Source organism: Devosia sp. YIM 151766 (assembly GCF_030285925.1).
Lineage (GTDB): Bacteria > Pseudomonadota > Alphaproteobacteria > Rhizobiales > Devosiaceae > Devosia.
The window spans coordinates 680,157-701,045 of sequence record NZ_CP127251.1 but is presented as its reverse complement, the minus strand read 5'-3'; the positions used below and the strand labels follow the sequence as shown (position 1 = coordinate 701,045).

18 protein-coding genes and 1 pseudogene are annotated in these 20,889 nt (G+C 62.4%); 11 read left to right on the top strand and 8 right to left on the bottom strand.

The genetic code is table 11. The features are described 5' to 3' along the window. Window positions 1-57 precede the first annotated feature (57 nt). From O9Z70_RS03360 to O9Z70_RS03330, 7 genes are all read left to right on the top strand, one after another. Entirely contained in the window at window positions 58-1,110 is a 1,053-nt protein-coding gene (locus O9Z70_RS03360; RefSeq protein ID WP_286021083.1) for a LacI family DNA-binding transcriptional regulator, read from the top strand. Window positions 1,111-1,230: 120 nt separating this feature from the next. After that, window positions 1,231-2,505 carry an ABC transporter substrate-binding protein gene (locus O9Z70_RS03355; protein ID WP_286021082.1) on the top strand — a complete coding sequence of 425 codons (1,275 nt, stop codon included), beginning with the start codon at window positions 1,231-1,233 and terminating at the stop codon, window positions 2,503-2,505. Window positions 2,506-2,726: 221 nt separating this feature from the next. Further along, the gene (locus O9Z70_RS03350) at window positions 2,727-3,623 is read left to right on the top strand and encodes a carbohydrate ABC transporter permease (RefSeq protein ID WP_286021081.1); all 897 of its coding nucleotides are present in this window, start codon (window positions 2,727-2,729) and stop codon (window positions 3,621-3,623) included. Next, a complete protein-coding gene (locus O9Z70_RS03345; RefSeq protein ID WP_286021080.1) occupies window positions 3,620-4,453 on the top strand; it encodes a carbohydrate ABC transporter permease in 834 nt (277 codons plus the stop codon). The genes O9Z70_RS03350 and O9Z70_RS03345 overlap by 4 nt, the downstream gene beginning before the upstream one ends. Window positions 4,454-4,458: 5 nt before the next feature. Then, window positions 4,459-5,502, top strand: a complete 1,044-nt coding sequence (locus tag O9Z70_RS03340) for a zinc-binding dehydrogenase (RefSeq protein WP_286021079.1) — start codon at window positions 4,459-4,461, stop codon at window positions 5,500-5,502. Window positions 5,503-5,522: 20 nt separating this feature from the next. Next, window positions 5,523-6,296: a TIM barrel protein gene (locus O9Z70_RS03335; RefSeq protein WP_286021078.1), complete on the top strand. Its 774-nt coding sequence runs from the start codon at window positions 5,523-5,525 to the stop codon at window positions 6,294-6,296. Window positions 6,297-6,310: 14 nt separating this feature from the next. Beyond that, window positions 6,311-7,309: an ABC transporter ATP-binding protein gene (locus O9Z70_RS03330; RefSeq protein WP_286021077.1), complete on the top strand. Its 999-nt coding sequence runs from the start codon at window positions 6,311-6,313 to the stop codon at window positions 7,307-7,309. A gap of 52 nt (window positions 7,310-7,361) precedes the next feature. On the opposite strand, the gene O9Z70_RS03325 is transcribed toward O9Z70_RS03330, so the two are convergent. The 6 genes from O9Z70_RS03325 to O9Z70_RS03300 all read right to left on the bottom strand — a co-directional run bounded on the left by O9Z70_RS03325 (window position 7,362) and on the right by O9Z70_RS03300 (window position 14,293). Further along, window positions 7,362-8,372, bottom strand: coding sequence for an ABC transporter ATP-binding protein (locus tag O9Z70_RS03325; RefSeq protein WP_286021076.1), 1,011 nt, complete (start codon window positions 8,370-8,372; stop codon window positions 7,362-7,364). Continuing rightward, window positions 8,354-9,325, bottom strand: coding sequence for an ABC transporter ATP-binding protein (locus O9Z70_RS03320; protein ID WP_286021075.1), 972 nt, complete (start codon window positions 9,323-9,325; stop codon window positions 8,354-8,356). The genes O9Z70_RS03325 and O9Z70_RS03320 overlap by 19 nt, the downstream gene beginning before the upstream one ends. Beyond that, complete coding sequence (locus tag O9Z70_RS03315) at window positions 9,315-10,172, bottom strand: ABC transporter permease (RefSeq protein ID WP_502870177.1); 858 nt, start codon at window positions 10,170-10,172, stop codon at window positions 9,315-9,317. The genes O9Z70_RS03320 and O9Z70_RS03315 overlap by 11 nt, the downstream gene beginning before the upstream one ends. Window positions 10,173-10,355: 183 nt before the next feature. Further along, window positions 10,356-11,330: an ABC transporter permease gene (locus tag O9Z70_RS03310; protein WP_286021074.1), complete on the bottom strand. Its 975-nt coding sequence runs from the start codon at window positions 11,328-11,330 to the stop codon at window positions 10,356-10,358. 130 nt (window positions 11,331-11,460) lie between these two features. Beyond that, window positions 11,461-13,140 carry an ABC transporter substrate-binding protein gene (locus O9Z70_RS03305; protein ID WP_286021073.1) on the bottom strand — a complete coding sequence of 560 codons (1,680 nt, stop codon included), beginning with the start codon at window positions 13,138-13,140 and terminating at the stop codon, window positions 11,461-11,463. Between the two features lie 130 nt (window positions 13,141-13,270). After that, window positions 13,271-14,293 (bottom strand): LacI family DNA-binding transcriptional regulator, encoded by a 1,023-nt coding sequence (locus tag O9Z70_RS03300; RefSeq protein WP_286021072.1) that lies wholly within the window; start codon window positions 14,291-14,293, stop codon window positions 13,271-13,273. A 344-nt stretch (window positions 14,294-14,637) separates the two neighbouring features. On the opposite strand from O9Z70_RS03300, the gene O9Z70_RS03295 reads away from it, so the two are divergent. Continuing rightward, a complete protein-coding gene (locus O9Z70_RS03295; protein WP_286021071.1) occupies window positions 14,638-14,814 on the top strand; it encodes a hypothetical protein in 177 nt (58 codons plus the stop codon). Between the two features lie 30 nt (window positions 14,815-14,844). Here O9Z70_RS03295 and O9Z70_RS03290 read toward each other — a convergent pair whose 3' ends face one another. Further along, complete coding sequence (locus tag O9Z70_RS03290) at window positions 14,845-15,744, bottom strand: NAD(P)/FAD-dependent oxidoreductase (protein WP_286021070.1); 900 nt, start codon at window positions 15,742-15,744, stop codon at window positions 14,845-14,847. Window positions 15,745-15,794: 50 nt separating this feature from the next. Continuing rightward, a pseudogene (locus O9Z70_RS03285) lies at window positions 15,795-16,255 on the bottom strand (YbhB/YbcL family Raf kinase inhibitor-like protein). A gap of 149 nt (window positions 16,256-16,404) precedes the next feature. Here O9Z70_RS03285 and O9Z70_RS03280 point away from each other — a divergent pair. Genes O9Z70_RS03280 through treY form a run of 3 tightly spaced genes read left to right on the top strand, consistent with a single transcriptional unit; the run spans window position 16,405 to window position 20,885 of the window. Then, entirely contained in the window at window positions 16,405-16,590 is a 186-nt protein-coding gene (locus O9Z70_RS03280; RefSeq protein ID WP_286021068.1) for a DUF3008 family protein, read from the top strand. A 27-nt stretch (window positions 16,591-16,617) separates the two neighbouring features. Further along, window positions 16,618-18,468: an alpha-amylase family glycosyl hydrolase gene (locus O9Z70_RS03275; RefSeq protein WP_286021067.1), complete on the top strand. Its 1,851-nt coding sequence runs from the start codon at window positions 16,618-16,620 to the stop codon at window positions 18,466-18,468. Continuing rightward, window positions 18,465-20,885, top strand: a complete 2,421-nt coding sequence (gene treY, locus O9Z70_RS03270; RefSeq protein WP_286021066.1) for a malto-oligosyltrehalose synthase — start codon at window positions 18,465-18,467, stop codon at window positions 20,883-20,885. Before O9Z70_RS03275 ends, treY begins: the two co-directional genes overlap by 4 nt. Window positions 20,886-20,889: the final 4 nt, after the last annotated feature.

Genomic DNA, 20,889 nt, shown 5'->3' with positions numbered 1-20,889 from the left:
GCGACTTTCTTTGCAGAACCCCGCCATTCCTGTAATGAACCCCCGGAAGAGGTGTTCGTGAGCCGAAAGTCCGCCACGCTGATCGAAGTTGCCAAGCTGGCCGGGGTTTCCACGGCCACGGTCAACCGCGTCCTCAAGCGGCAGGGCTATATTTCCAACGAAGCGCGCGAGAAGGTGCTGGCGGCGGTCACGGCCACAAATTACCGGCCCAATGTCGTGGCGCGGGGGCTGAGGACGCAACGCACCTTCACCATCGGCCTGATGATCACCGCCATCACCGTCAATCCGCTATTCGTCAGCGTCGCCCATGCGGTCGAGGCGGCGGCCATCGCCGCGGGCTATCGCGTGGTGATCTTCAATCATGGCGGCAGCGAGAGCTATGAACGCCACGGCATCGAAACCTTTATCGCCCAGCGGGTCGATGCCGTGCTGTTCTGTACGGCCGCCAGCGCCCAGAATGTGGAAATCCTGGCCGGCGCCGGCATTCCCGCCATCGAGATCGAACGGTCCTCGACCCAATCGGCAAGTTTCGTCCGGGTCGACAATTACGTGGGTGCCCGCGCGGCCATAGACCACCTTGTCGGCCTCGGCCATGAACGCATCGCCTTTGTCGGCGGCGATCCGGTTCTCTATAGCCGCGACGCGGCGCGCCAGCGCTCGGTGGAAGAAGACCGGCTGGCGGCCTATGGCGACGGCATGGCCGATCATGGGCTCGACGTGCAGTCCAATTATGTGCGGCTGGGCCAGTATTACGATCTGGCGAACGATCAATGCGGCGCCGATGGTCGGCGGCATACCGAGGCATTGATGCAATTGCCCAAGCCGCCCACCGCGATTTTTGCCACCTGCGATATTCTGGCCGTGGGGGTTTTGCAGGCGCTCTATCAAGCCGGCAAGCGCGTACCGCAAGACATATCGGTTGTGGGCTTCGACGACACGCTGGCGGCCTATCTGGCGCCGCAATTGACCACAGTGGCCCAGCCGCTGGCGGCTCTGGGACGGGCTGGATTCGACATGGCGCTTGCCGCCATCGAGAAGCGCGAAATGCCCAGTGAGATCGTCCTCGACACCACGCTCGTCGTCCGCCAGTCCACGGGCAAATTCATCTGACCCGTGGCAGTTTGACACACCGCATATCGCGTGCTAGCAATTTCATATGTCAACGATGACACATGCGCTTTTAGGGAAATAGCGCGTCGGTGACGCACGAGTTTTTCAGGGAGGACTTTCATGCGGCATACTTTGCTTGCGGCGACCGCGCTCGCCACGACTTTGCTCACTGCGCCGGCTTTCGCCGAAACGGTGACCTTCTGGCAATTTTCCACCAATCCGAACGACATCGCCGCCTGGGAGGCGATCATCGAGGCTTTCGAAGCCAGCCATGAGGGCATCGATGTCGTCATGGAAATCGTGCCTTGGTCGGAACAGCAGCAGCGGCTGGTGACGGCCTTGACCACCGGCGGCCTGCCGGACGTGTCCATGCTGGGCAACAATGTCGTGGCCCAGTTTCAGGCCATCGGCGCGCTGGCGCCACTCGACGACGCCTTCGCCGCTTATGATGCCGAGCACGGCACCGATGTCGCCTCCGACATCTGGCCGGGCGACAAGGGCTATTACAATCTCGGCGGCCAATGGTGGGCCTCGCCCATCGCCGTCGAAACCCGCGCGCTCTATTACCGCAAGGACCTGTTCGAGCAGGCCGGGCTCGATCCCAACGCTCCGCCGGAAACCTGGGACGAATTGCGCGCCACCGCCAAGACGCTCACCGAAGGCACGCCCGACGGGGTCTACGGCATCGCGCTGGCGACCAGCCTCGATTATTTCACCGTGCACAATTTCATGAGCGCCTATCTGGGCTATGGCGCCCGCATGCTCAACGATGACGGCACCTGCGGCTTCGACAGCCCGGAATTTCAGGCGGCGCTCGAGGTCTATGCCGGTATCGCGCTCGATGGCTCGACCCATCCGGACGCCGCCAGCATGAATGGCGACGCCTTCCAGCGCGGTTTTCTCGATGGCCGCTATGGCATGATCCTCATGCATCCCAGCCTCTATCGCGATCTGCAGACCGAACAGCCCGAATGGCTTGATCAGGTCGACATCGCCAAAGTTCCGGCAGGTCCGGTCAACCGCTCCGGCTTCCTTGGCGGCTGGCCACTGGTCATGTGGAATGCCTCCGACGCGAAGGATGCGGCGGGCCAGTTCATCATGTTCGCCACTCATGGCGAGGCCTTCAAGGAACTGGCTATCGCCGGCGGCTTCATCCCGGGCAGCATTTCGCTGGCGCAAGGCGAGCCCTGGACCGAGTTCCCCTATCCTCTCTTCGTCGAGCAATTGCAGGACGCTCGCGCCTATCAATATCCAAGCGAAGCCATCCCGCAGATGGGCCAACTGGAGGTCGACACGATCCAGAAGGCGGTGCAGGCTGTGGCTCTTGGCCAGAAGGACATTGCCGGCGCCACCGCCGATCTCTGCTCCGACATCAACACCGTTCTCGCCCGCTAAGGGCGAGACACCCCGGGCGGCACCGGCCTCCCGCCGCCCGGGAATTCCTTTTCTCTTGGAAGCAGGCTTAGTCCGGTGTCTCCTCAGCCATTCATCCGATCATCGCCAGGCCTGTCCGGGCAAGCCACGGCCTGCCGAAAGTTCGCGTGGGCCGGGGCGGCGGTGGCCGGGGATGAATTGTCATTTGGGCCCGAAAGCATGGCGCTCTGGAAAACCAATCCGTGACCTCCCCCGCCGTTTCAGAAAACGAGCCAAGACCGTTCGTCGAAGTGGCGTTGCCCTATGCGCTGGTCGCTCCGGCCGTGCTCGTCGCCCTGGCCATTGCCGTCGTGCCCCTGCTCTATGCGCTGTGGCTGTCCTTTCAGGACTGGTATCTGCTGCGCAATCCGCAGCCGGTCTGGGGCGGGCTGATCAATTACGAGGCGCTTTTTGCCGATGCGGGCCTGTGGCGGGCCTTCTGGCGCACCTGGATCTGGACCATCGGCACCGTGGCCGTCGAGATTGCACTGGCCCTGCCTCTCGCGCTCCTGCTCAATCGTGACACGGCCATTGCCCGCATGGCTTCAGCGCTGATCCTGCTCCCTTGGGTCATGCCCTTCATCGTGCTGGGCTATGGCTGGCGCTTCCTGCTCGACAGCGAGGTGGGCGCGCTGCACTCGGTCTTCCAGTTCTTCGGCTTTGCCGGCAACAGCTCCATTCTCAACGACCCGAATATGGCTCTGGCCATTATCATCTTCATCTCGGGCTGGAAGGGCATGCCCTTCATGGTGCTGGCGCTGCTGGCGGCGCTCAAATCCATTCCCGGCGAGCTTTACGAAGCCGCCGCCATCGATGGCGCCAGCCCGTGGCAGCGCTTTACCAGCATCACCCTGCCCTCGATCCAGAACACCATGCTGATCATCGGCCTCGTGCTGGGCATTCTCGCTTTTTACAGCTTCGACCTGCCCTGGATCATGACGCGCGGCGGCCCGCAGGACGCCACCACGATCCTGGGCATCAGCATGTATAAGGCCGTCTTCACCGATCTGCGCCCGGCCTATGCGGCGGCAATCAGCGTGGTCATGCTGGTGATCCTGGCCATCGCCTCCTTCCTGTCCCTGCAATTGCGGAGACGATGATGCACGACAGTGACAATCGCCTGCGCAATGCGGCTCTGGACGCGCTGACCATCGCGCTGCTGATCCTGGTGCTGTCGCCGATCATCTGGGTGTTCATCGCCTCGATCCGGCCCGACGCCGACATCATGACCCGTGGCCTGATCCCAGCGCGCGTCACCTTCGATCATTTCGCCAATATCTTTTCGCGCGGCGATTTCCTGGTCGCGCTGCGCAACAGCCTCGTCGTGGGCGGTATCGTGGCCATCTGCACCGTGGTGATCGCGGTGCCGGCCGCCTATTCGCTCAGCCGCTTCACATATATGGGCCGCGATTTCATCGGCTTTCTGATCCTGGCCACCCAGATGCTGCCCGCCGTGGCCGTTCTGGTGCCCATCGTGGTCATTATCCGCTCGCTCGGCCTGGCCAATACGCTGACCGCGCTGACCTTCACGCATCTGGCGCTTGGCCTGCCCATCGCCGTCTGGATGCTCAAGGGCTATATCGATGCGGTGCCGCGCGAGCTCGAAGAGGCGTCGATCATCGATGGCAGCTCGCAGATCGGCGCCATGTTCCGCATCACCCTGCCGCTTATTCGTCCGGCGGTCGTGGCGGTGGGTACCTTTGCCTTCGTTTTGTCCTGGGGCGAATTCATCCTGGCGCTGGCGCTGATCACCAGCGCCGAGGTCAAGACGCTGCCGCTCGCGCTGCAAACGCTGTTCGATCCCTATTCCTTCTCCTGGGGTGTGGTCATGGCCGGTGGCGTCGTCATTGCATTGCCCACCATCGTGCTCTTTCTCCTCTTCCGCAATCAACTAGTCGGCGGCCTGACCGCTGGCGGAATTAAAGGGTGATGACCTTGTCGCTTACTACCCAATCGCTCTATTTCACCGGCCCGCGTGCCGTCGAAATCCGCACGGAAGCCCTTGCCGCCCCCGGCGCCGGGCAAGTGCTGCTCGACCTCGCCGTTTCCGGGATCAGCGCCGGCACCGAGCTTAACGTGTTCCGTGGCCTTGCGCCGCAATGGCGGCAATCGATGGACCCCAGGACACGCCTGTTTTCCGACGCCAATGGCGCGGACTGGACCTGGCCGGCCCGCTATGGCTACGCCGCTGTCGGGCGGGTCGCGGAGCTGGGCGCGAATGTGCAGGACCTTGCCAGAGGCGAGCTGGTCTTTGCCTATGTCCCCCATGGCCAGCATGCCGTGGTCGATGCCAAGGCCGTCGTCCCCCTAGGCGATATCGATGATGCTGAAATCGGCGTCTTCTATGCCAATCTCAACACGGCCTATAATGGCGTGCTCGACGCCAATATCCCCCTTGGCGCCGATGTGGTGGTGAGCGGCCTTGGCGTCATCGGCCAGATGGTTACCCGCCTGCTGCGCCGCAATGGCGCGCGCCAGATCATCGCCGTGGACACTATCGGGCAGCGCCGCGAACTGGCGCTGGCCGGCGGCGCCGACATCGCGCTCGATCCCAGCAACCAACCGATTGCCGAAACGGTCCGCGAGCTCACCGAAGGGCGCGGCGCCGACACGGTCATCGAAGTCTCGGGCGCAGCCCCCGCCCTCAACGAGGCGATCCGCACGGCCGGCTTCAATGGCACGGTGATCGCGATGTCCTGGTATGGCGGCAGTTTCGAGAGCCTGAGCCTGTCCGGTGAGTTCCACCACAATCGCCCGCGCATCATCTCCTCGCAGGTCGGCACGGTGAACCCTTTCCTTGGCCCGCTCTGGTCGGTGGACCGGCGCGCCCGGATCGTTCGCGAATATCTGTCGGCGCTCGCCCCGGAACTCAAGGGCTTCATCACCCATCGCGTGCCGCTTGCCGAAGCAGGGCGCGGCTATAGCCTGCTCGACCAGGGTTCGCCCGATGTCATGCAGGTTCTGATCGATTATCGCTAACTCGAGCCACCTGGTCCAAGATGAAACTTTCCGCCTGCATTGAATGGTTGTTTTCCGACGTTAGCGACGACTTCGCCGAGCGCATCCGCCTCGCCAAGGAAGCGGGTCTGGACGCGGTCGAATTCTGGTTCTGGTCCAACAAGGACCTCGATGCCATTGAGGCCGCGCTCAAGGAAACGGGCCTGTCGCTGAGCGGCTTTGTCGCCGAGCCGATGATCGCCCTCACCGATCCGGACAACCATGCCGCTTTCCTTGCCGGTCTGGCGACCTCGATGCGCGTGGCGCAGCGCCTTGGCGCCAAGGTGCTTATCGCCCAGGCCGGCGACGACCTGCCCGGCAAAACCCGGGAAGAGCAGCACGACGCATTGGTCGCTTGCCTGCGCGCCGCCGCCGATGTGCTGGATGGCAGCGGCATCAGCCTCGGCGTCGAACCGCTCAACACCTTCATCGACCACAAGGGCTATTACCTGTCCTCGACGCGCGAAGCGCTCAACATCGTGGACGAGGTGGGACGCCCTGAAATCGGCATCGTTTACGATCTCTATCATTCCTATGTCATGGGCGAGAAAATCGAGGACGTATTGGCCGATCGCGTCTCACGGGTGCTTCATGCCCATGTGGCCGATCATCCGGGCCGCAACGATCCGGGACAGGGCGAAATCGACCTCGGCAAGCGTCTGGCATGGCTCTATGGCAATGGTTATTCGGGCCTTGCCGGTCTCGAATACAAGCCGGCCGGATCGACCAGACAGGCGCTGGCCAAGGTCCGCGCCACTCTCAATACATCTGGCTGATCCGGAGAAAATCCATGGCCGACATCAAGATCACCAATCTGCGCAAGAACTTCGGCCCGGTGGAGGTTCTCAGGGACATCAATCTCGACATCAAGTCGGGTGAGTTCGTGATCTTTGTCGGTCCTTCCGGTTGCGGCAAGTCCACGCTTCTGCGCTGCATTTCGGGCCTTGAAAGCATCACCTCCGGTACGCTGGAAATCGGCGGACGCGTGGTAAACCGGGTTCCCGCCAGCAAACGGGGCATCGCCATGGTGTTCCAATCCTATGCGCTCTATCCGCATATGAGCGTGCGGGAGAACATGGCCTATTCGATGAAGCTGCGCCGGGCCCCGCGCGCCGAAATCGAGGCCCGCGTCGCCGATGCGGCGCGCAAGCTTCAACTCGAACCCTATCTCGACCGCTATCCGCGCGAACTGTCCGGCGGCCAGCGTCAGCGCGTCGCCATCGGGCGGGCCATCGTGCGCGACCCGCAGGTCTTCCTGTTCGATGAGCCGCTGTCCAATCTCGATGCGGCGCTCCGCGTCGCCACCCGTCTCGAAATCGCCAAGCTCAAGGAAGGTTTGCCGCAAACCACCATGGTCTATGTGACCCATGACCAGGTCGAGGCCATGACCCTGGCCGACCGGATCGTGGTGCTCAATGCCGGCCGGGTCGAACAGATCGGTACGCCCGAAGAACTTTACGAGCACCCGCAATCGCTGTTCGTCGCCGGCTTTATCGGCTCGCCGAAAATGAACCTGCTCAACGGTCCCCAGGCCGAGGCCGCAGGCGCTCATACGGTCGGCATCCGCCCCGAGGACATAACGCTGGGCTTGGGGCCGCATCAGGGCAAGGTCGGTTATGTCGAATATCTCGGAGCGGATACTTATGTGTTCCTCGACATCGGACAGGGCGAATTGCTGACGGTGCGCCAGACCAGCCGGGACATACCCGCCATCGGCGAAATGGTCAGCTACGATTATCCCGCCGCTCGCCTGCATCGCTTCGACGCCAGCGGCGTCCGGCTGGCTTGAGGGCGGGTACGGAGCCGCCATCACCCCGTCTGCCGGCCTTATCCCGCCGGCTCTAAAGATTGTGGCAGCGAACATAATGTGCCGATCCCAATGGCGTGGGCTCCGGCATCGTCTCCTTGCAGATCGAGATGGCCCTGGGGCAGCGCGAGACGAAGGGGCAGCCACGGCTCTGGCGGGTCCAGAGCGGAATATCCGTGGCGCGTCTTGTGCGGGTGGCGGCGATCTTGCGTTTGGGGTCGGGCACGGCCTCGATCAGCAACTGCGTATAGGGATGCCTTGGATTGTCGGTGATTTCCCGGCTGGGGCCCTGCTCCACCAGGTGGCCGGCATACATCACCGCGGTTTCCTCGGCGAAATAACGCGCGGTAGCGATGTCATGGGTGATGTAGAGCGCGGCGAGATTGCGCTGTTGCTTCAAGTCTTCGAGCAGGTTGAGAATGCCCAGGCGCACCGAAACGTCGAGCATGGAGGTCGGCTCATCGGCCAGCAGCACTTGCGGCTGCACCGACAGCGCGCGGGCAATGGCGACACGCTGGCGCTGGCCGCCGGAAAGTTCATGCGGACGACGCTTGAGATAGTCGCCGGCCGGCCGGAGACCGACGCTTTCCAGCAAGGTCAGCATTTCCGCCTCCACCGCCTTGCCCGTGATATCGGGCCGATGCAGGCGCAGCGGCCGTTCGAGATGATAGCCGATGGACTGGGTGGGATTCAGTGAGCCGAAAGGGTCCTGAAACACCATCTGTACTTCCGAACGATAAAGCTGCAGGCGCGGGCCGCGAAAATGGCTGATATCCTCGCCATGGAAGCGGATGGCGCCGCCACTGGGCTCATAGGCGCGAGCGACCATGCGGGCGCAGGTGGATTTGCCCGATCCGGATTCTCCCACCAATGCCAGGGCCTTGCCCCGCGTCAGCTTGAGGGAGATGCCCGACAGGGCCCTGAGGAAAGTCTGGTTCAGAAAGGCGCCGCCAAGGACGAATTCCTTGTCGACCTGGTCCATTTCGATCACCGGCGCCTCGGCCATCACCGTCTTGCCGGGGGCGTCTAGTTCAGCAAGTGGCATGCGGCCTCGCTCCGGTGTTCGGAATAATAACGCAGTTCGGGGGCTTGGACGCGGCAGATATCCATGGCGCGTGGGCAGCGGGGCGCGAAGCGGCAGCCTTCCGGCAGCGCGCGCAGGTCCGGCGGGGTGCCGGCAATGCCCTCGAGCCGCACGCGCGGCCCGGTCAGTGGCGGGAAGCTGTTGCCCAAGGCTCGCGTATAGGGGTGAAGGGGATGGGTCAGGATGGACGCGGCAGGAGCCACTTCCACCAATTCCCCCGAATACATGACGCCGATGCGGTCGCAGAATTCGATCATCAGGCCCAGATCGTGCGTGATGAACAGCACCGAGAAGCCCAGCCGGCTCTTGAGCTCGACGATCTGCTCGATGATATCGCGCTGCACCACCACATCGAGCGCCGTCGTCGGCTCATCCATGATGATGAGCTTGGGACTGAGCGCCAAAGCGATGGCGATACAGATGCGCTGGCGCATGCCGCCCGAAAATTGATGCGGGAAATCGTCGAGGCGGGCGGGCGGAATACCCACCAGCTCGAACAGGCTGACGGCGCGCTCGCGGGCGCCATCCTGGCCCAGGCCCGGCTCATGGGTTTCGATGACATCCATGATCTGCTCGGAAACCGGGATCACCGGATTGAGCGCGTTCATGGCCGATTGGAAGACGAAGCTGACCTCGTTCCAGCGATAGGCCTTGAGCCTTGCCTTGTCGAATTTCAGCACATCGTCGCCATTGAGCCGAACCTGGCCGCCCGAAACCAGGCCCGGCAGCCGGGTCAGGCGAGCCAGCGCGAACGCCACGGTGGACTTGCCGCAGCCGCTTTCGCCGGCCAGACCGAAGGCCTCGCCTTCCTTGATATCGAAGTCGATGCCGTTGACGGCGCGGGCGACGGAGCTTTCGCCGATATAATCGACGGTGAGGCTGCGCACCTCGATCATGGCGCGATCAGAAGACATCGGCGCTTCTCCCCCGGCGCTTCAGGAATTTGCGGATCAGGCCGATCTTGCGACCCACTTTGAGCTGCGGATTGGTGATTTCGTCCACTGCAAAATTGACGAGAACCAGCGCCGCGCCGGTCAGCATGATAGCGATGCAGGGCGGCCATATCTCCCACCAGGCGCCGCTTTGCAGGGCCAGATTGCTCTGCGCCCAGAACAGCATGGTGCCCCAGGTGACAGCATTGGGATCACCCAGGCCGATGAATTCCAGCGCCGCTTCGGCAAGGATGGCGGCGATGGTGCCGAGCACGAAGCCGCCCATGAAGAAGCTCAGCATATTGGGGAAGATTTCCACCAGCACGATGCGCCACTTCTTCTCCCCCATCAACTCGGCCGAAAGCACGAATTCGCGGGTACGCAGGGACAGGGTCTGCGTTCTTATCGTTCGCGCCGACCAGCCCCAACCGGTCGCCGCCAGCACGAGCCCGATCACGGTGGGACTGGCCTGCTCCACCATGGTGGCGATGACGATGATCAATGGCAATCCGGGCAAGACCAGGATGACGTTGACGAAAAAGGTGAGGACATCGTCGACGCGACCGCCGAAATAGCCGGCGGAGATGCCGACCGCCAGACCGATGGCGGCCGCGGCAATGCCGGCGCCGAAACCCACCGCAAGGCTCACCCGGCCGCCATAGGCGAGCTGGGTGAAGACGTCCTTGCCCATGCGCGTCGTGCCCAGAACGTGCTCATAGCCGGGCTGTACATGCGGTTTGCCGGCGCGGCGGTTCGGATTGTAGTCGCTGAGCATGGGGGCGAGGATCGAAAACAGCACCAGCGTCAGCAGGATTACCAGGCCTGCCATGCCCTTCTTGTTGTTCACGAAGGCGGCAACTGCCGGCGGCAGCTTGCCGGTCCAGCCCGGTTGAGGTTTGACGCGCAATTCACGCATCAGTTCGGTCTGTGTCGGGGCGGCGCTGGCCAATGCCTCCTCATCGAGGCGGTCGATCAGGCTGAAAGGCCGTGATTGGGTAATATCGCTCATGGATCAGCCCTTTCTCAGCCGCGGGTCGAGGATGACATTGGCGATGTCCGACAGGAGATTGGCGACCAGAACCGACATGGTCAGCAGCAGCAACTGGCCCTGGATGAAGGAATAATCGCGGGCCTGGATGGCGGTGAAGGTGAACTTGCCGAGGCCGGGATAGTTGAACACCTGCTCGGTCACCAGCGCGCCACCCAGCAGGAACCCGACCGATAGCGCCAATGACGTGATCTGCGGCAGGATGGCGTTGCGGGCAACGTAGCGATAACGGACGCGGCGATCGCTCAATCCCTTGGCCCGGGCGAGGATGACGAAGTCCTCGTTGAGCAGGTTGATCATCACATTGCGCATGCCCAGGTGCCAGCCGCCGAAACTGACGAGGAAAATGGAGAGCACCGGCAGAGTGGCGTGATAAAGGACGCTGCCGATGAATCTGAGATCCCAACTCGGCATCAGGCTCGGGTCATGAGCGCGCCCCAGGGGAAACCATTTCAGTTGCAGCGAGAAGGCATAGAACAGCAGCAAAGCCACGATAGCCGGGGTGAAGGCATTCAGCATCACGTTGATCGGCGTGAAGAAGCTGTCGAAAAAGCCGCCGCGATGCCAGGCGGCATGGACGCCCATCAGCGAGCCGATGATGAAGGCGAAGAAAATGGCCAGCCCGACCAGAACCAGCGTCCAGGTGGCGCCATAGAACAGGAGCGAAGCGGTCGGCTCGGGGAATTGCACCGTGGAAATGCCGAAATCGAGCCGCAACACGCTGGCGAAATAGCTCAGATATTGCTCCCATAGCGAGCCGGTCACGCCGTAAGCCTTGCGGATGGCATCCACCTGCGCCTCGTTCAGCCGTCCCTGATAGGACGCGATGATGCGCGCCGAGGGGTCGCCCGGCATGAGCCGTGGAATAAAGAAATTGAGCGTGACCGCCAGAAAGAACGCCGCCAGATAAAAGGCGAGGCGCCGCAGCAGAAAGATCATCCGTCCTGTTCCTTTTGTCGTGCCGGGCGGGATTCGAAAACGAACCCCGCCACGGCGCTCCGGCTTGCTTTCCTCCCCTCAAGGGGGCGGGAAGCAAAAGGGCGGCAACGTGCCGAAGAAACCGACCGCCTCAGTTCTCGATCGGCTTCAGGGACAGGGCGTGGATGACGCGCTCGCGTGTGCCATCATGAACCTGCGGACGAACATAGGGGTTCTCTTCGGTCACCCAGCCGGTAAACCGGCGGGTGGAATATTCGTACCAGGTTGGGTTGGCGAAGAGCGAAATCACCGGCACGTTCTCGGCGACCAGCTTGTGCACTTCGAGCAGCGTTGCGAGCTGTTCGTCGCGGTCCCCTGTGCTGCGGAAGCGGTTGAGCGCGTCCTCGGCCTCGGGAATGCGCATCTGGTGCATGGCCTGGAAGTCGATCTGGCCGGGCACCATCAGCCGCGGATTGAACATGGGATGGTATTGGCTGTGTGGCGTCGGCCCGCCATTGGTCCACATCACATAGACGTCGAAATCTCCGCGCGGCGCGCCGTCGAACCAGGCGCCCTGGTCCACGGTCCTCAGGCTGGCATTGATGCCGATATCCTGCAGGTTTTCGGCCACGGTCTGCCCGGTATTGACCCAGTCGGTCCAGCCCGAGGGCATGGAGATACCGAAGGCGATGGGGGTGCCATCGGGGTTGTCGCGCCAGCCGTCGCCATCGGCATCGACGAACCCGGCCTCGTCGAGCATTTCCATGGCCCGGTCGGGATCATACTGCATCAGCCAGGCATAGGGCTCGAGTTCGGTTTCGTTATACCAGGTGTTGAACATTTCCCCGGTGCCGATGGGAAAACGAGTATGGGTGGTGAGGCCGAAGGTCGAGATATCCACCAGCGTGTCGCGGTCGATGGCCACCGACATGGCCTTGCGGAATTCGACATTGTCGAACGGGGCCTTGGTGGTGTTGAGTTGCAGGTTCACGTCCGCACCGGCGGGTAGCCAGTAATTGTTGAACTCGGACTGCGGCAGGAAGGTGATGTCCGGATCGGTGAGGCCGTCGCCGAGCCAGTCGAGATCCCCGGCCGACAGCGCAGCCACGGTCTGCTCGTTGCCGTTCATCTGCGGGAAGTTCAGGCAGTCGATGGCATTGTCCGCATTATAGCGGCTGAGCTCGTTGCGGCAGATCTCGTAGCCATTGCGCGAGAAGTTGCGCACTTCCGTCCAGGGACCGGTCGCCACCGGATCGAGGTTGGCGAAGTTCTTGGGATCTTCCACCTCGCTCCAGATATGTTCGGGCAGCGGGTAGAGGCCGCCAAGGCCATAGCGTACCAGCGCGTCGGGTTCGTTCAGGTTGAACCTGACGGTGTGGTCGTCGAGCTTTTCGGCGCTGACGACATTGCCGGTGCCGGCTTCCGCGCTATAGACGTCAATGCCCATCGGGTAATCGGGATGGGCCTTGGCATATTCGAAGCTGAACACGACGTCATCGGCGGTGAAATCCTCGCCATCGCTCCACTTGACGCCTTCGCGCAGGTGATAGGTGATGCTCAGCAGGTCATCGGCCAGTTCGAACGAGGTGGCCAGCGCCTGGTGATCCTGGTCCGGGTGCCAGAGATTGTCGATCCAGAGCGGCTCATAGGCAAAGTCGCGCATGCGCTGCTGCGGGCCGGTAGGATTGTTGGGGTTATAGTTTTCCACCATCGCATCGGTGTGATGCGGCAACAGGCGCAGAATGACTTCTTCCTGGGCGGCCGCCGGCGCGGAAACAGCCAGAGCCACCATGCCGACACTTGCCAGGGCCAGGGTCTTGATCGTCTTCATATTCTTTCCCTCCACTTTCATCTCCTCCATTGAGTGACGGGTTGTGAGAACGATCCCATACTCCTCGTGGCATCGCTCCCTCCCTTATCCATTCCGGCGCGGCGTCAGCGCTGGCCGGTGCAGCGTTCCCTCACGCATCCTCCCTGTGCTGGACCGGGGCGGCGACGCTCGACCGCACCACCAGATCCGTATCGACAATCGTATGCAGCGGAGCCGAAGCCGATCCCGCCAGCAATTCGACCAACATCGAGGCCGCTGTCTCCCCCAGCGTGTCGATGGGCTGGCGCACCGTGGTCAGCGGCGGCCACATATGTTTGGCATGGAAAGCGTCGTCGAAGCCCATGACCGACACGTCATCGGGTACGCTGAGGCGGGCTTCGCGCAACGCCAGCAGCACGCCGGCGGCCATGTCGTCGTCACCGGCGAAGATGGCGGTGAAATCCCGCCCTTCCTCGATCAGGGAACGGGTGGCCGCATAGCCGAAGTCCTGATGGAAAATGCCGTTGACGATATCGATGTCGTCAAGGCCCATGCCGAATTCTGCCAGCGCCGCGGCAATTCCCTCCAGGCGCGCGATTGTGTCGCCGAAATCGGACTGGCCGGAAAGATGCACGATCTTGCGATGGCCGCTTGCCAGAAGGTGCCGCATTGCGGAGCGGGCGCCATCGTAATTATTGAGCACCACCCTTCCCCGCGACATCGGGCAATGATCCCGGCCAATGGACACGACCGGAATATGCGAGCGCCGCAGGATTTCGACCGCGTCCTGGCGCATCGGCCGTTCCAGATAAAGCAGAATGCCGTCGCAGGAACGGTCGATCAGTTCGATGACCGCCTCGGCTTCCTCGTCCTGGTCGGCATAGCCCGACGACACGATCAGCGCCTTGCCGGCCATCCGCGTCGCCCGTTGCACACCGTAAATCATATTGGCGAAATAGGGCGTGCCCACGTCCACGACCACGGCGCCGATCAGGTTGGAGCGGTTGGAGCGCAAGGCCTGGGCAAGCGTATTGGGGCGATAGCCGAGCTCGGCAATCGCCTTTTCAATCGCCTTGCGCTTGCTCTCGGACACATAGCCATTGCCCGCCACCACCCTGGAAACGGTGGAACGAGACACGCCCGCGCGCTTGGATACGTCGGTAATGGTGACCATACCGCGCCGCCTTCCTCCCATCGGCCTGCTTGTGGGACCGATCCCATAGATGATGAAATCGATTGCAGGATAGAGTCAAGCTCGAAATGCGTGGCGCCGGAAAGGCGTGGTTTCGCTTGCATCTAGCCTGTGGAAGGCAGTCGCCGGGCATCGCGACGATGAAAATTATGTGAGACGCCCCGGAGCTCGTGAAGGAACTGAGTGCGCCCGGTCTTCGTTCGAAACGATCACGCGGATAAAGGAAGTTTCTCATGCAAGCCGCTTCTTCCTCGCCCTTTTAGGCTCAAGCGCAACCCTATGAACATTGCCAAACCAGCCTCGGGTTGGGCAAAAGGAGAATTCCAATGAGCGCATCGGGACCTGCCATGTGGATGTTCGCCATAGCCGGCGGCGCCGTTATTCTGTTCTGCGCCCTGGTCTATGGCATCATGCGCAATCGAGACCGCACTCTGGCCGAACGCAGGACCACCGAGGCGGCCTCCCGCGCGGAATATAGTGCCGAAGACAAGGACAAAAGCTAATGCTTCGGCCCGCATCATGATCGCGCCCGATCATTCGGCGCTGTCGAGATGCCTGAGGTCCTGCTTCAGCAATTCGGTATTGATCGCGAAGGCGGCAGCGGCGCCCTCGCCAGCGGCGATGATTGCCAATTGCGCATGGCGGGAGGCGTCTCCTGCGACGAAAACCCCGGGCGCCCCGGTTTTGCCATAGCCGCCGGTGCGCACCGAGCCGTTTCGCCGAATGGTGACGCCCAGGCTGCGCAGGAGTTCGACATCCGCCCAGCCTTCTGAGGGAAAGAACAAGGCGTCGGCGGCGACAGAATCCCCCGAGGCGAAAACCAGACTTTCGAGCTGTCCTTCCGCACCCTCCAGGCGCGCGACCGGCTCCTCGTAAAGGGCAATTTTGTGCCTGTCCAACAGCCGGCGCTGCGCGGCGCTCAAACCGGAGGGACCGTCGCTGGCCAGCATCAGGCGTGAGGTCCAGCCGGTCAGTTCAAGCGCCAGCGCCGAGGCCTTTCCGCCCCGGCCATAAACCACGATCCGCTGATCGCGATGCTCGTAACCGTCGCAATATGGACAATGCCAGACAGTGCGGCCGTAAAAGCCTTCGATCCCCGCAATGGGAGGCAGCGCATCAGCCACCCCCGTGGCCACCAGCAGTTTTCGGCCGCTGAACATTTCTCCGGAAGCTGTTTCGAGCTCGAAGCCGGATTCAAAGCGCCGGGCGGCGGTGATCACGGTGTTCTCACGGAGCTCGGCCGTGTCGTAGTCAGCTAGCTCGTCCCGGGCGATCCGCCGGAACTCGGCCGGATCGGTGCCGTCGCGGGTCAGAAAACCGCCCAATCGGTTCGAATGCCGGTTGCGAGGCTGGCCAGCATCGCAAATCAGCACCCGGCGCCGCGCCCGCGCCAGCAACAGCGCCGCGGACAGGCCGGCTGCGCCGCCGCCCACGATCAAAACATCCCAAGCGGGACCAGGATCGTGGCTATGATTGCCTGGCATCACCGCTCGAAGGTACCGACAAGCGCGCTTCGGCGATCAGGTGCTTTTCGGCCTGTCGCCACAGGTCTTTGATGTCCGTATCGGCGGCAATATCGAGCTTGGGCACGGACAGGGCGCCCAGGCGGAAGTGATAATGATGCACGCCATGGCCTTTGGGCGGTTCGGGTCCGTCATAGTGGGCATTACCGAAATCGTTGCGGCCATAGCGCATTGCCCCGTCGCTTCCCGTCTCGACATTTTCAGGCAGTCCGTCCCAGTCGTCGGGAATGTTGTAAATCGCCCAATGGCGGAAGGTGCCGTTCGGCGCGTCGGGGTCCTCGACGATCAGAATGAAGCTTTCGACTGTCTCGGGCGCCCCGGTCCATTGCAGCGGCGGCGCGAGGTTTTCGCCATCGCGGGTATATTTGAGCGGAATGGGCTGTCCATCGGCGAAGGCCGGACTGGTAAGGGTGAGCGGCATGACATTTCCTTTCTGGGCTGGGGAGCAGGCCGAACTGCCAGCTGCATCCTGTCCTGGATTGATAAAGCCACCCACGCCTTGATCGGTTGCGCTCGAACTTTCACAAGCTCCACGCGTTATTTCCCCGGTACGAAGATCGGAGATGCATCATGCCCGCCAAATCCGCCGCCCAACAAAAAGCTGCCGGTGCCGCATTGTCGGCCAAGCGGGGCGATACACCCAAAAGCGAACTCAAGGGGGCCTCCAAGTCGATGCTCTCCATGAGCGAGGACGAGCTGAAAAAAATGGCCTCGACCAAGCGCAAGGGCAAGCCCGAGCATAAAGCGAAGTCTTGATCGACCTGGACCAGCGTCAAATATTCCATGCCAGCTTCTGATTTCCTTGGCGCCACGCCTCACGGTGCCGGTACGCGTTTCGCGCTTTGGGCCTCGGGTCGACGTTCCGCCTCGGTGGAGATCGAGGACTTTGGCAGTTTCGAGATGGCAGCGGCCGGAGACGGTTTTTTCCGGCTCGATATTGCCGATGTAGGCCCGGGGGCCCGCTATTGGTTTCGGATCGATGGCGGGCCGCGTCTGCCCGACCTTGCCTCGCGATGGCAGCCCGAGGGCAATGATGGCCCGTCCGTGGTCATGACCAATGATTTTACCTGGACCGATGGCGATTGGCGCGGCATCGGCCGGTTCGATCAGGTTCTCTACGAACTCCATATCGGCACATTCACACAGGCAGGCACCTGGACGGCAGCGGCAGAAAGACTGGACGCGCTCCGGGAGGTCGGCGTCACCGTCCTACAACTTATGCCCGTTGGCACTTTCAAGGGCCGCTTCGGCTGGGGTTATGACACCACCCTGCCCTATGCGCCATTCGCGCCCTATGGCTCGCCCGACGAGATGCGGGCCTTTGTGGATCGGGCGCACGCGCTGGGCATCGGCGTGATCCTCGACGTGGTTTACAATCACGCCGGCCCGGGCGATCACTATCGTGCCTATAGCGAGCATTATTTTTCCGACCGCTATGAAAATGAATGGGGCCCCAGTTTCAATTTCGATGGCGAGAAGGGACAGGCAGTCCGCGATTTCACCATTGGAAATGCCGTCTACTGGATCGAGGACTTTCATCTGGACGGGCTGCGCATCGACGCGGCGCAGGCATTGTTCGACGCCAGCGATAGCCATGTCATTTCCGAGATCGCTCGTGCCGTTCGTGCTGCTGCGGGCGCTCGGGACGCCTATGTCATCGTGGAAAACCAGCCACAGGAACATGTGATGATCGCCCCGCCCGATCAGGGCGGATATGGACTGGACGCCATGGTCAATGACGACTTCCAGCATGCCGCGCGCGTAGCGATAACCGGCCATAACGATTTCTATTATCGCGATTATCTCGGCACACCGCAGGAACTGGTGTCAGCGCTGAAATACGGCTTTCTCTACCAGGGCCAGCGCTCGAACATGCGCGACAAGCCCTATGGCACCTACAATCTCGCGACGCCGCCGGAACATTTCGTGCATTTTCTTGAAAACCACGACCAGATCGCCAATTCGGCCCGCGGCTTCCGGCTTTCGGCACTTGCGTCCCCCGCCCGGCTGCGGGCCATTACCAGCCTTTTGCTGCTGGGACCGCAGACTCCGAGCCTGTTCCAGGGCCAGGAATTCGCGGCCAGCAATCCATTCCTCTATTTTATGGGCCTTGAAGGCGATGAAGCCCGGGCCGTTGCCGATGGCCGCCGGCAATCGCTGACCAATTTCCCCAGCGTCACCGATCCTGAAATGCAGGCCAGACTGCCCGATCCCTCGGATGTGGCAAGTTTCGAGACCAGCAAACTTGACTGGGGCGAGGCCGAGCGGCATGCGGGCATGCTCGCGCTGCACCGTGACCTGCTGGCGCTGCGTCGTCGGGACGCCACTTTCTCGCAGGCCACCGAGCGCCGGATCGATGGCGCCGTCATTGGCGATGCAGCTCTGCTGCTGCGCTATATCACGCCCGATCCTGCGGGCCATCGGCTGCTGCTGCTCAATCTCGGGAAAGACCTGCAGATCGGCGTCGTGGCCGAACCCTTGCTGGCGCCGGCGGATGGGCACCAATGGGCGCTGGCCTGGTCGAGCGAACACCCCGATTATGATGGCGCTGGCCGCCGCCCGCTCGATCCCGAACACTTCTGGATTTTACCGGGCGATTGCGCCGTGCTGCTGCGCAGCAAGCCCCGCTCATGATTGCACCCCGCGCCACCTATCGCCTTCAACTCAACAAGGACTTCACCTTTGCCCGGGCCACTGCGCTGGTGCCTTATCTGGATGATTTGGGGATCAGCCACGTCTACCTCTCCCCCATCCTCATGGCCCATCCGGGCAGCACGCATGGCTATGACATTGTCGATCACACCAGGATCAATCCGGAATTAGGCTCGCTCGACGATTTCCGCGCCTTTGCCGCCGCGCTGCACCGGCGCGAAATGGGCATCCTGCTTGATTTCGTGCCCAACCATATGGGCGTCGGCGGCGCCGACAATGCCTTGTGGCTGGACGTGTTGAAATATGGGGCGGCCAGTCGCTATGCCGACTGGTTTGACATTGACTGGCAATTCGGCCGGCCCGGCATGGAGGGCAAGCTGCTCATGCCCTTTCTCGGCGCAAGTTACCGGGACAGCCTCCTCGCCGGCGATCTGCGGCTCAAGGCGGATGGCGACGGATTGGCCGTCTGGGCCTATGATGCCCACAAATTGCCGATCCGGGCCGACGACACCACCTTGCTGCTCGAACGCCACGGCAGCGCCGAGACCGTAGCCGCCGCTCATGCGGGACAGGCCGGACATGCCGATAGCTGGCTGCCGCTCCATAGGCTGATGGCGCGCCAGCATTGGCGGCTGGCGCATTTTTCCGTGGCCGCAGACGAGATCAATTATCGCCGCTTCTTCGTCAACAGCGAACTGGCTGGCATCCGGATCGACCGGGGGCAGGTCTTCGATCACGTCCATAAACTGGTCTTTTCGCTGGTCGCCGAGGGCCTGATCGATGGCCTGCGGATCGACCATATCGACGGACTTCTCGATCCGAAGGGCTATCTGGACGCCCTTCGCGCCCGCTTGCCGCGTCCCGTTTATCTGGTGGTCGAGAAAATCCTTGCGCCGCATGAAGCCATTCGTGCGGATTGGCCGGTGGAGGGCACGACCGGCTATGAGGTCGGCGCGCAATTAACCAGGGTGCTCATGCATGAGCCGGGCGAAGCCGAGGTCACCGCGTCCTATATTGCCTTTACGGGCGACCTGACGCCCGTTCCCGAGCAGGCCTATCAGTGCAAATTGCGGGTCATGGATAATGAATTGGCGGCCGAACTGACAGCTCTGGCACGGCGTCTTGCAGCTATTGCCTGGTCCGTCAGCGCCACAAGCGACCTGACCCAAGCTGGCTTGCGCCGCGCCCTGCGCGAGACGATAGCGCAACTTTCGGTCTATAGAACCTATGCGAAAGCCGACGGCCTATCCTCCCGTGACGGCCGGGAACTGAACATTGCCATCGCTCGGGCCCGCCGCAGCCAATCGCAGATTCAGCCGGCTCTGTTCGACTTTATCGCTGCCTTGCTTTCGGGCCGGCTGCCGGCCGCCTATGACCGGCAGGCAGTGGCCGACGCCATTGGCCGGTTCCAGCAATATACCGGACCGGTCATGGCCAAGGGCGTGGAGGACACGGCGCTCTATCGCTACAACCGATTGGCGGCTCTCAACGAGGTCGGTGCGCATCCAGAGCGCTTTTCTCTGTCAATTGCGGCTTTTCACGACGCCAACCGCCGGCGGCTGGCAACACATCCGGGCTGCCTGCTGTCCACCTCGACGCACGATTCCAAGCGTGGCGAGGACATCCGGTCCATTATCGCCGCCATAGCCGATGAGCCGGGTCTTTGGTCGGCGGCCGTTCGCGATTGGCATGCTATCCTGGCCCCCGACGCGGCCGGTCTTCATGCCAACGACCTTTACCTGTTCTTCCAGCTCCTGCTGGGTGGCTGGCCGATAGAGGGCGATGCGGCAGACCTGGCCCAGCGTCTTCGGGACACGATGACGAAATCGTTGCGCGAAGCGCGCTGGCGCAGCGATTGGGGCGTGAAGAATGTCGATTATGAAACTGCATTCGCGGCATTTATCGACCGCGCGCTGGCCAATGAAAGCTTTCTTGCTAGTTTTCACCCCACGCGCCGCCGGCTACAGGCGATCGGGCGCCGCAAGGCCCTGATTCAGACCGCGCTCAAGCTGACCGTTCCGGGTGTGCCCGATATTTACCGGGGCGCCGAGGATTGGGAGCAAAGTTTCGTCGACCCGGACAACCGCCGGCCGCTCGATTTTGCTGCGCTGGCCCGACGATTGGCCAGGCCGCTTCCGGTTCGGGACGAAAAACTGCTCCTGACCCGGGCCCTGCTGCATTTCCGCCGGCGCGCTCCACAATTGTTCGCCGCCGGCAGCTATGAGCCGCTGCCCGCCGGCGACAATGTGCTTGCATTCCGGCGGCGGCATGGCGACGTGCAGATAACGGTGTTCGCCGACCTGTCGTCAGGGCACCAAGCCGGTCTTGCAGAGGTCGCGCCGGCATTGCCGACGATATTCGGCTCCGCTTCCGGGCCAATTTGGATAATGGCGGGCTGATCGA

Coding starts and splice junctions, on each gene's coding strand:
- treY (WP_286021066.1), top strand. CDS start 18,465: ATGATTGCACCCCGCGCCACCTATCGCCTTCAACTCAACAAGGACTTC.
- O9Z70_RS03330 (WP_286021077.1), top strand. CDS start 6,311: ATGGCCGACATCAAGATCACCAATCTGCGCAAGAACTTCGGCCCGGTG.
- O9Z70_RS03295 (WP_286021071.1), top strand. CDS start 14,638: ATGAGCGCATCGGGACCTGCCATGTGGATGTTCGCCATAGCCGGCGGC.
- O9Z70_RS03305 (WP_286021073.1), bottom strand. CDS start 13,140: ATGAAGACGATCAAGACCCTGGCCCTGGCAAGTGTCGGCATGGTGGCT.
- O9Z70_RS03300 (WP_286021072.1), bottom strand. CDS start 14,293: ATGGTCACCATTACCGACGTATCCAAGCGCGCGGGCGTGTCTCGTTCC.
- O9Z70_RS03310 (WP_286021074.1), bottom strand. CDS start 11,330: ATGATCTTTCTGCTGCGGCGCCTCGCCTTTTATCTGGCGGCGTTCTTT.
- O9Z70_RS03345 (WP_286021080.1), top strand. CDS start 3,620: ATGATGCACGACAGTGACAATCGCCTGCGCAATGCGGCTCTGGACGCG.
- O9Z70_RS03280 (WP_286021068.1), top strand. CDS start 16,405: ATGCCCGCCAAATCCGCCGCCCAACAAAAAGCTGCCGGTGCCGCATTG.
- O9Z70_RS03275 (WP_286021067.1), top strand. CDS start 16,618: ATGCCAGCTTCTGATTTCCTTGGCGCCACGCCTCACGGTGCCGGTACG.
- O9Z70_RS03325 (WP_286021076.1), bottom strand. CDS start 8,372: ATGCCACTTGCTGAACTAGACGCCCCCGGCAAGACGGTGATGGCCGAG.
- O9Z70_RS03355 (WP_286021082.1), top strand. CDS start 1,231: ATGCGGCATACTTTGCTTGCGGCGACCGCGCTCGCCACGACTTTGCTC.
- O9Z70_RS03320 (WP_286021075.1), bottom strand. CDS start 9,325: ATGTCTTCTGATCGCGCCATGATCGAGGTGCGCAGCCTCACCGTCGAT.
- O9Z70_RS03335 (WP_286021078.1), top strand. CDS start 5,523: ATGAAACTTTCCGCCTGCATTGAATGGTTGTTTTCCGACGTTAGCGAC.
- O9Z70_RS03315 (WP_502870177.1), bottom strand. CDS start 10,172: ATGGCAGGCCTGGTAATCCTGCTGACGCTGGTGCTGTTTTCGATCCTC.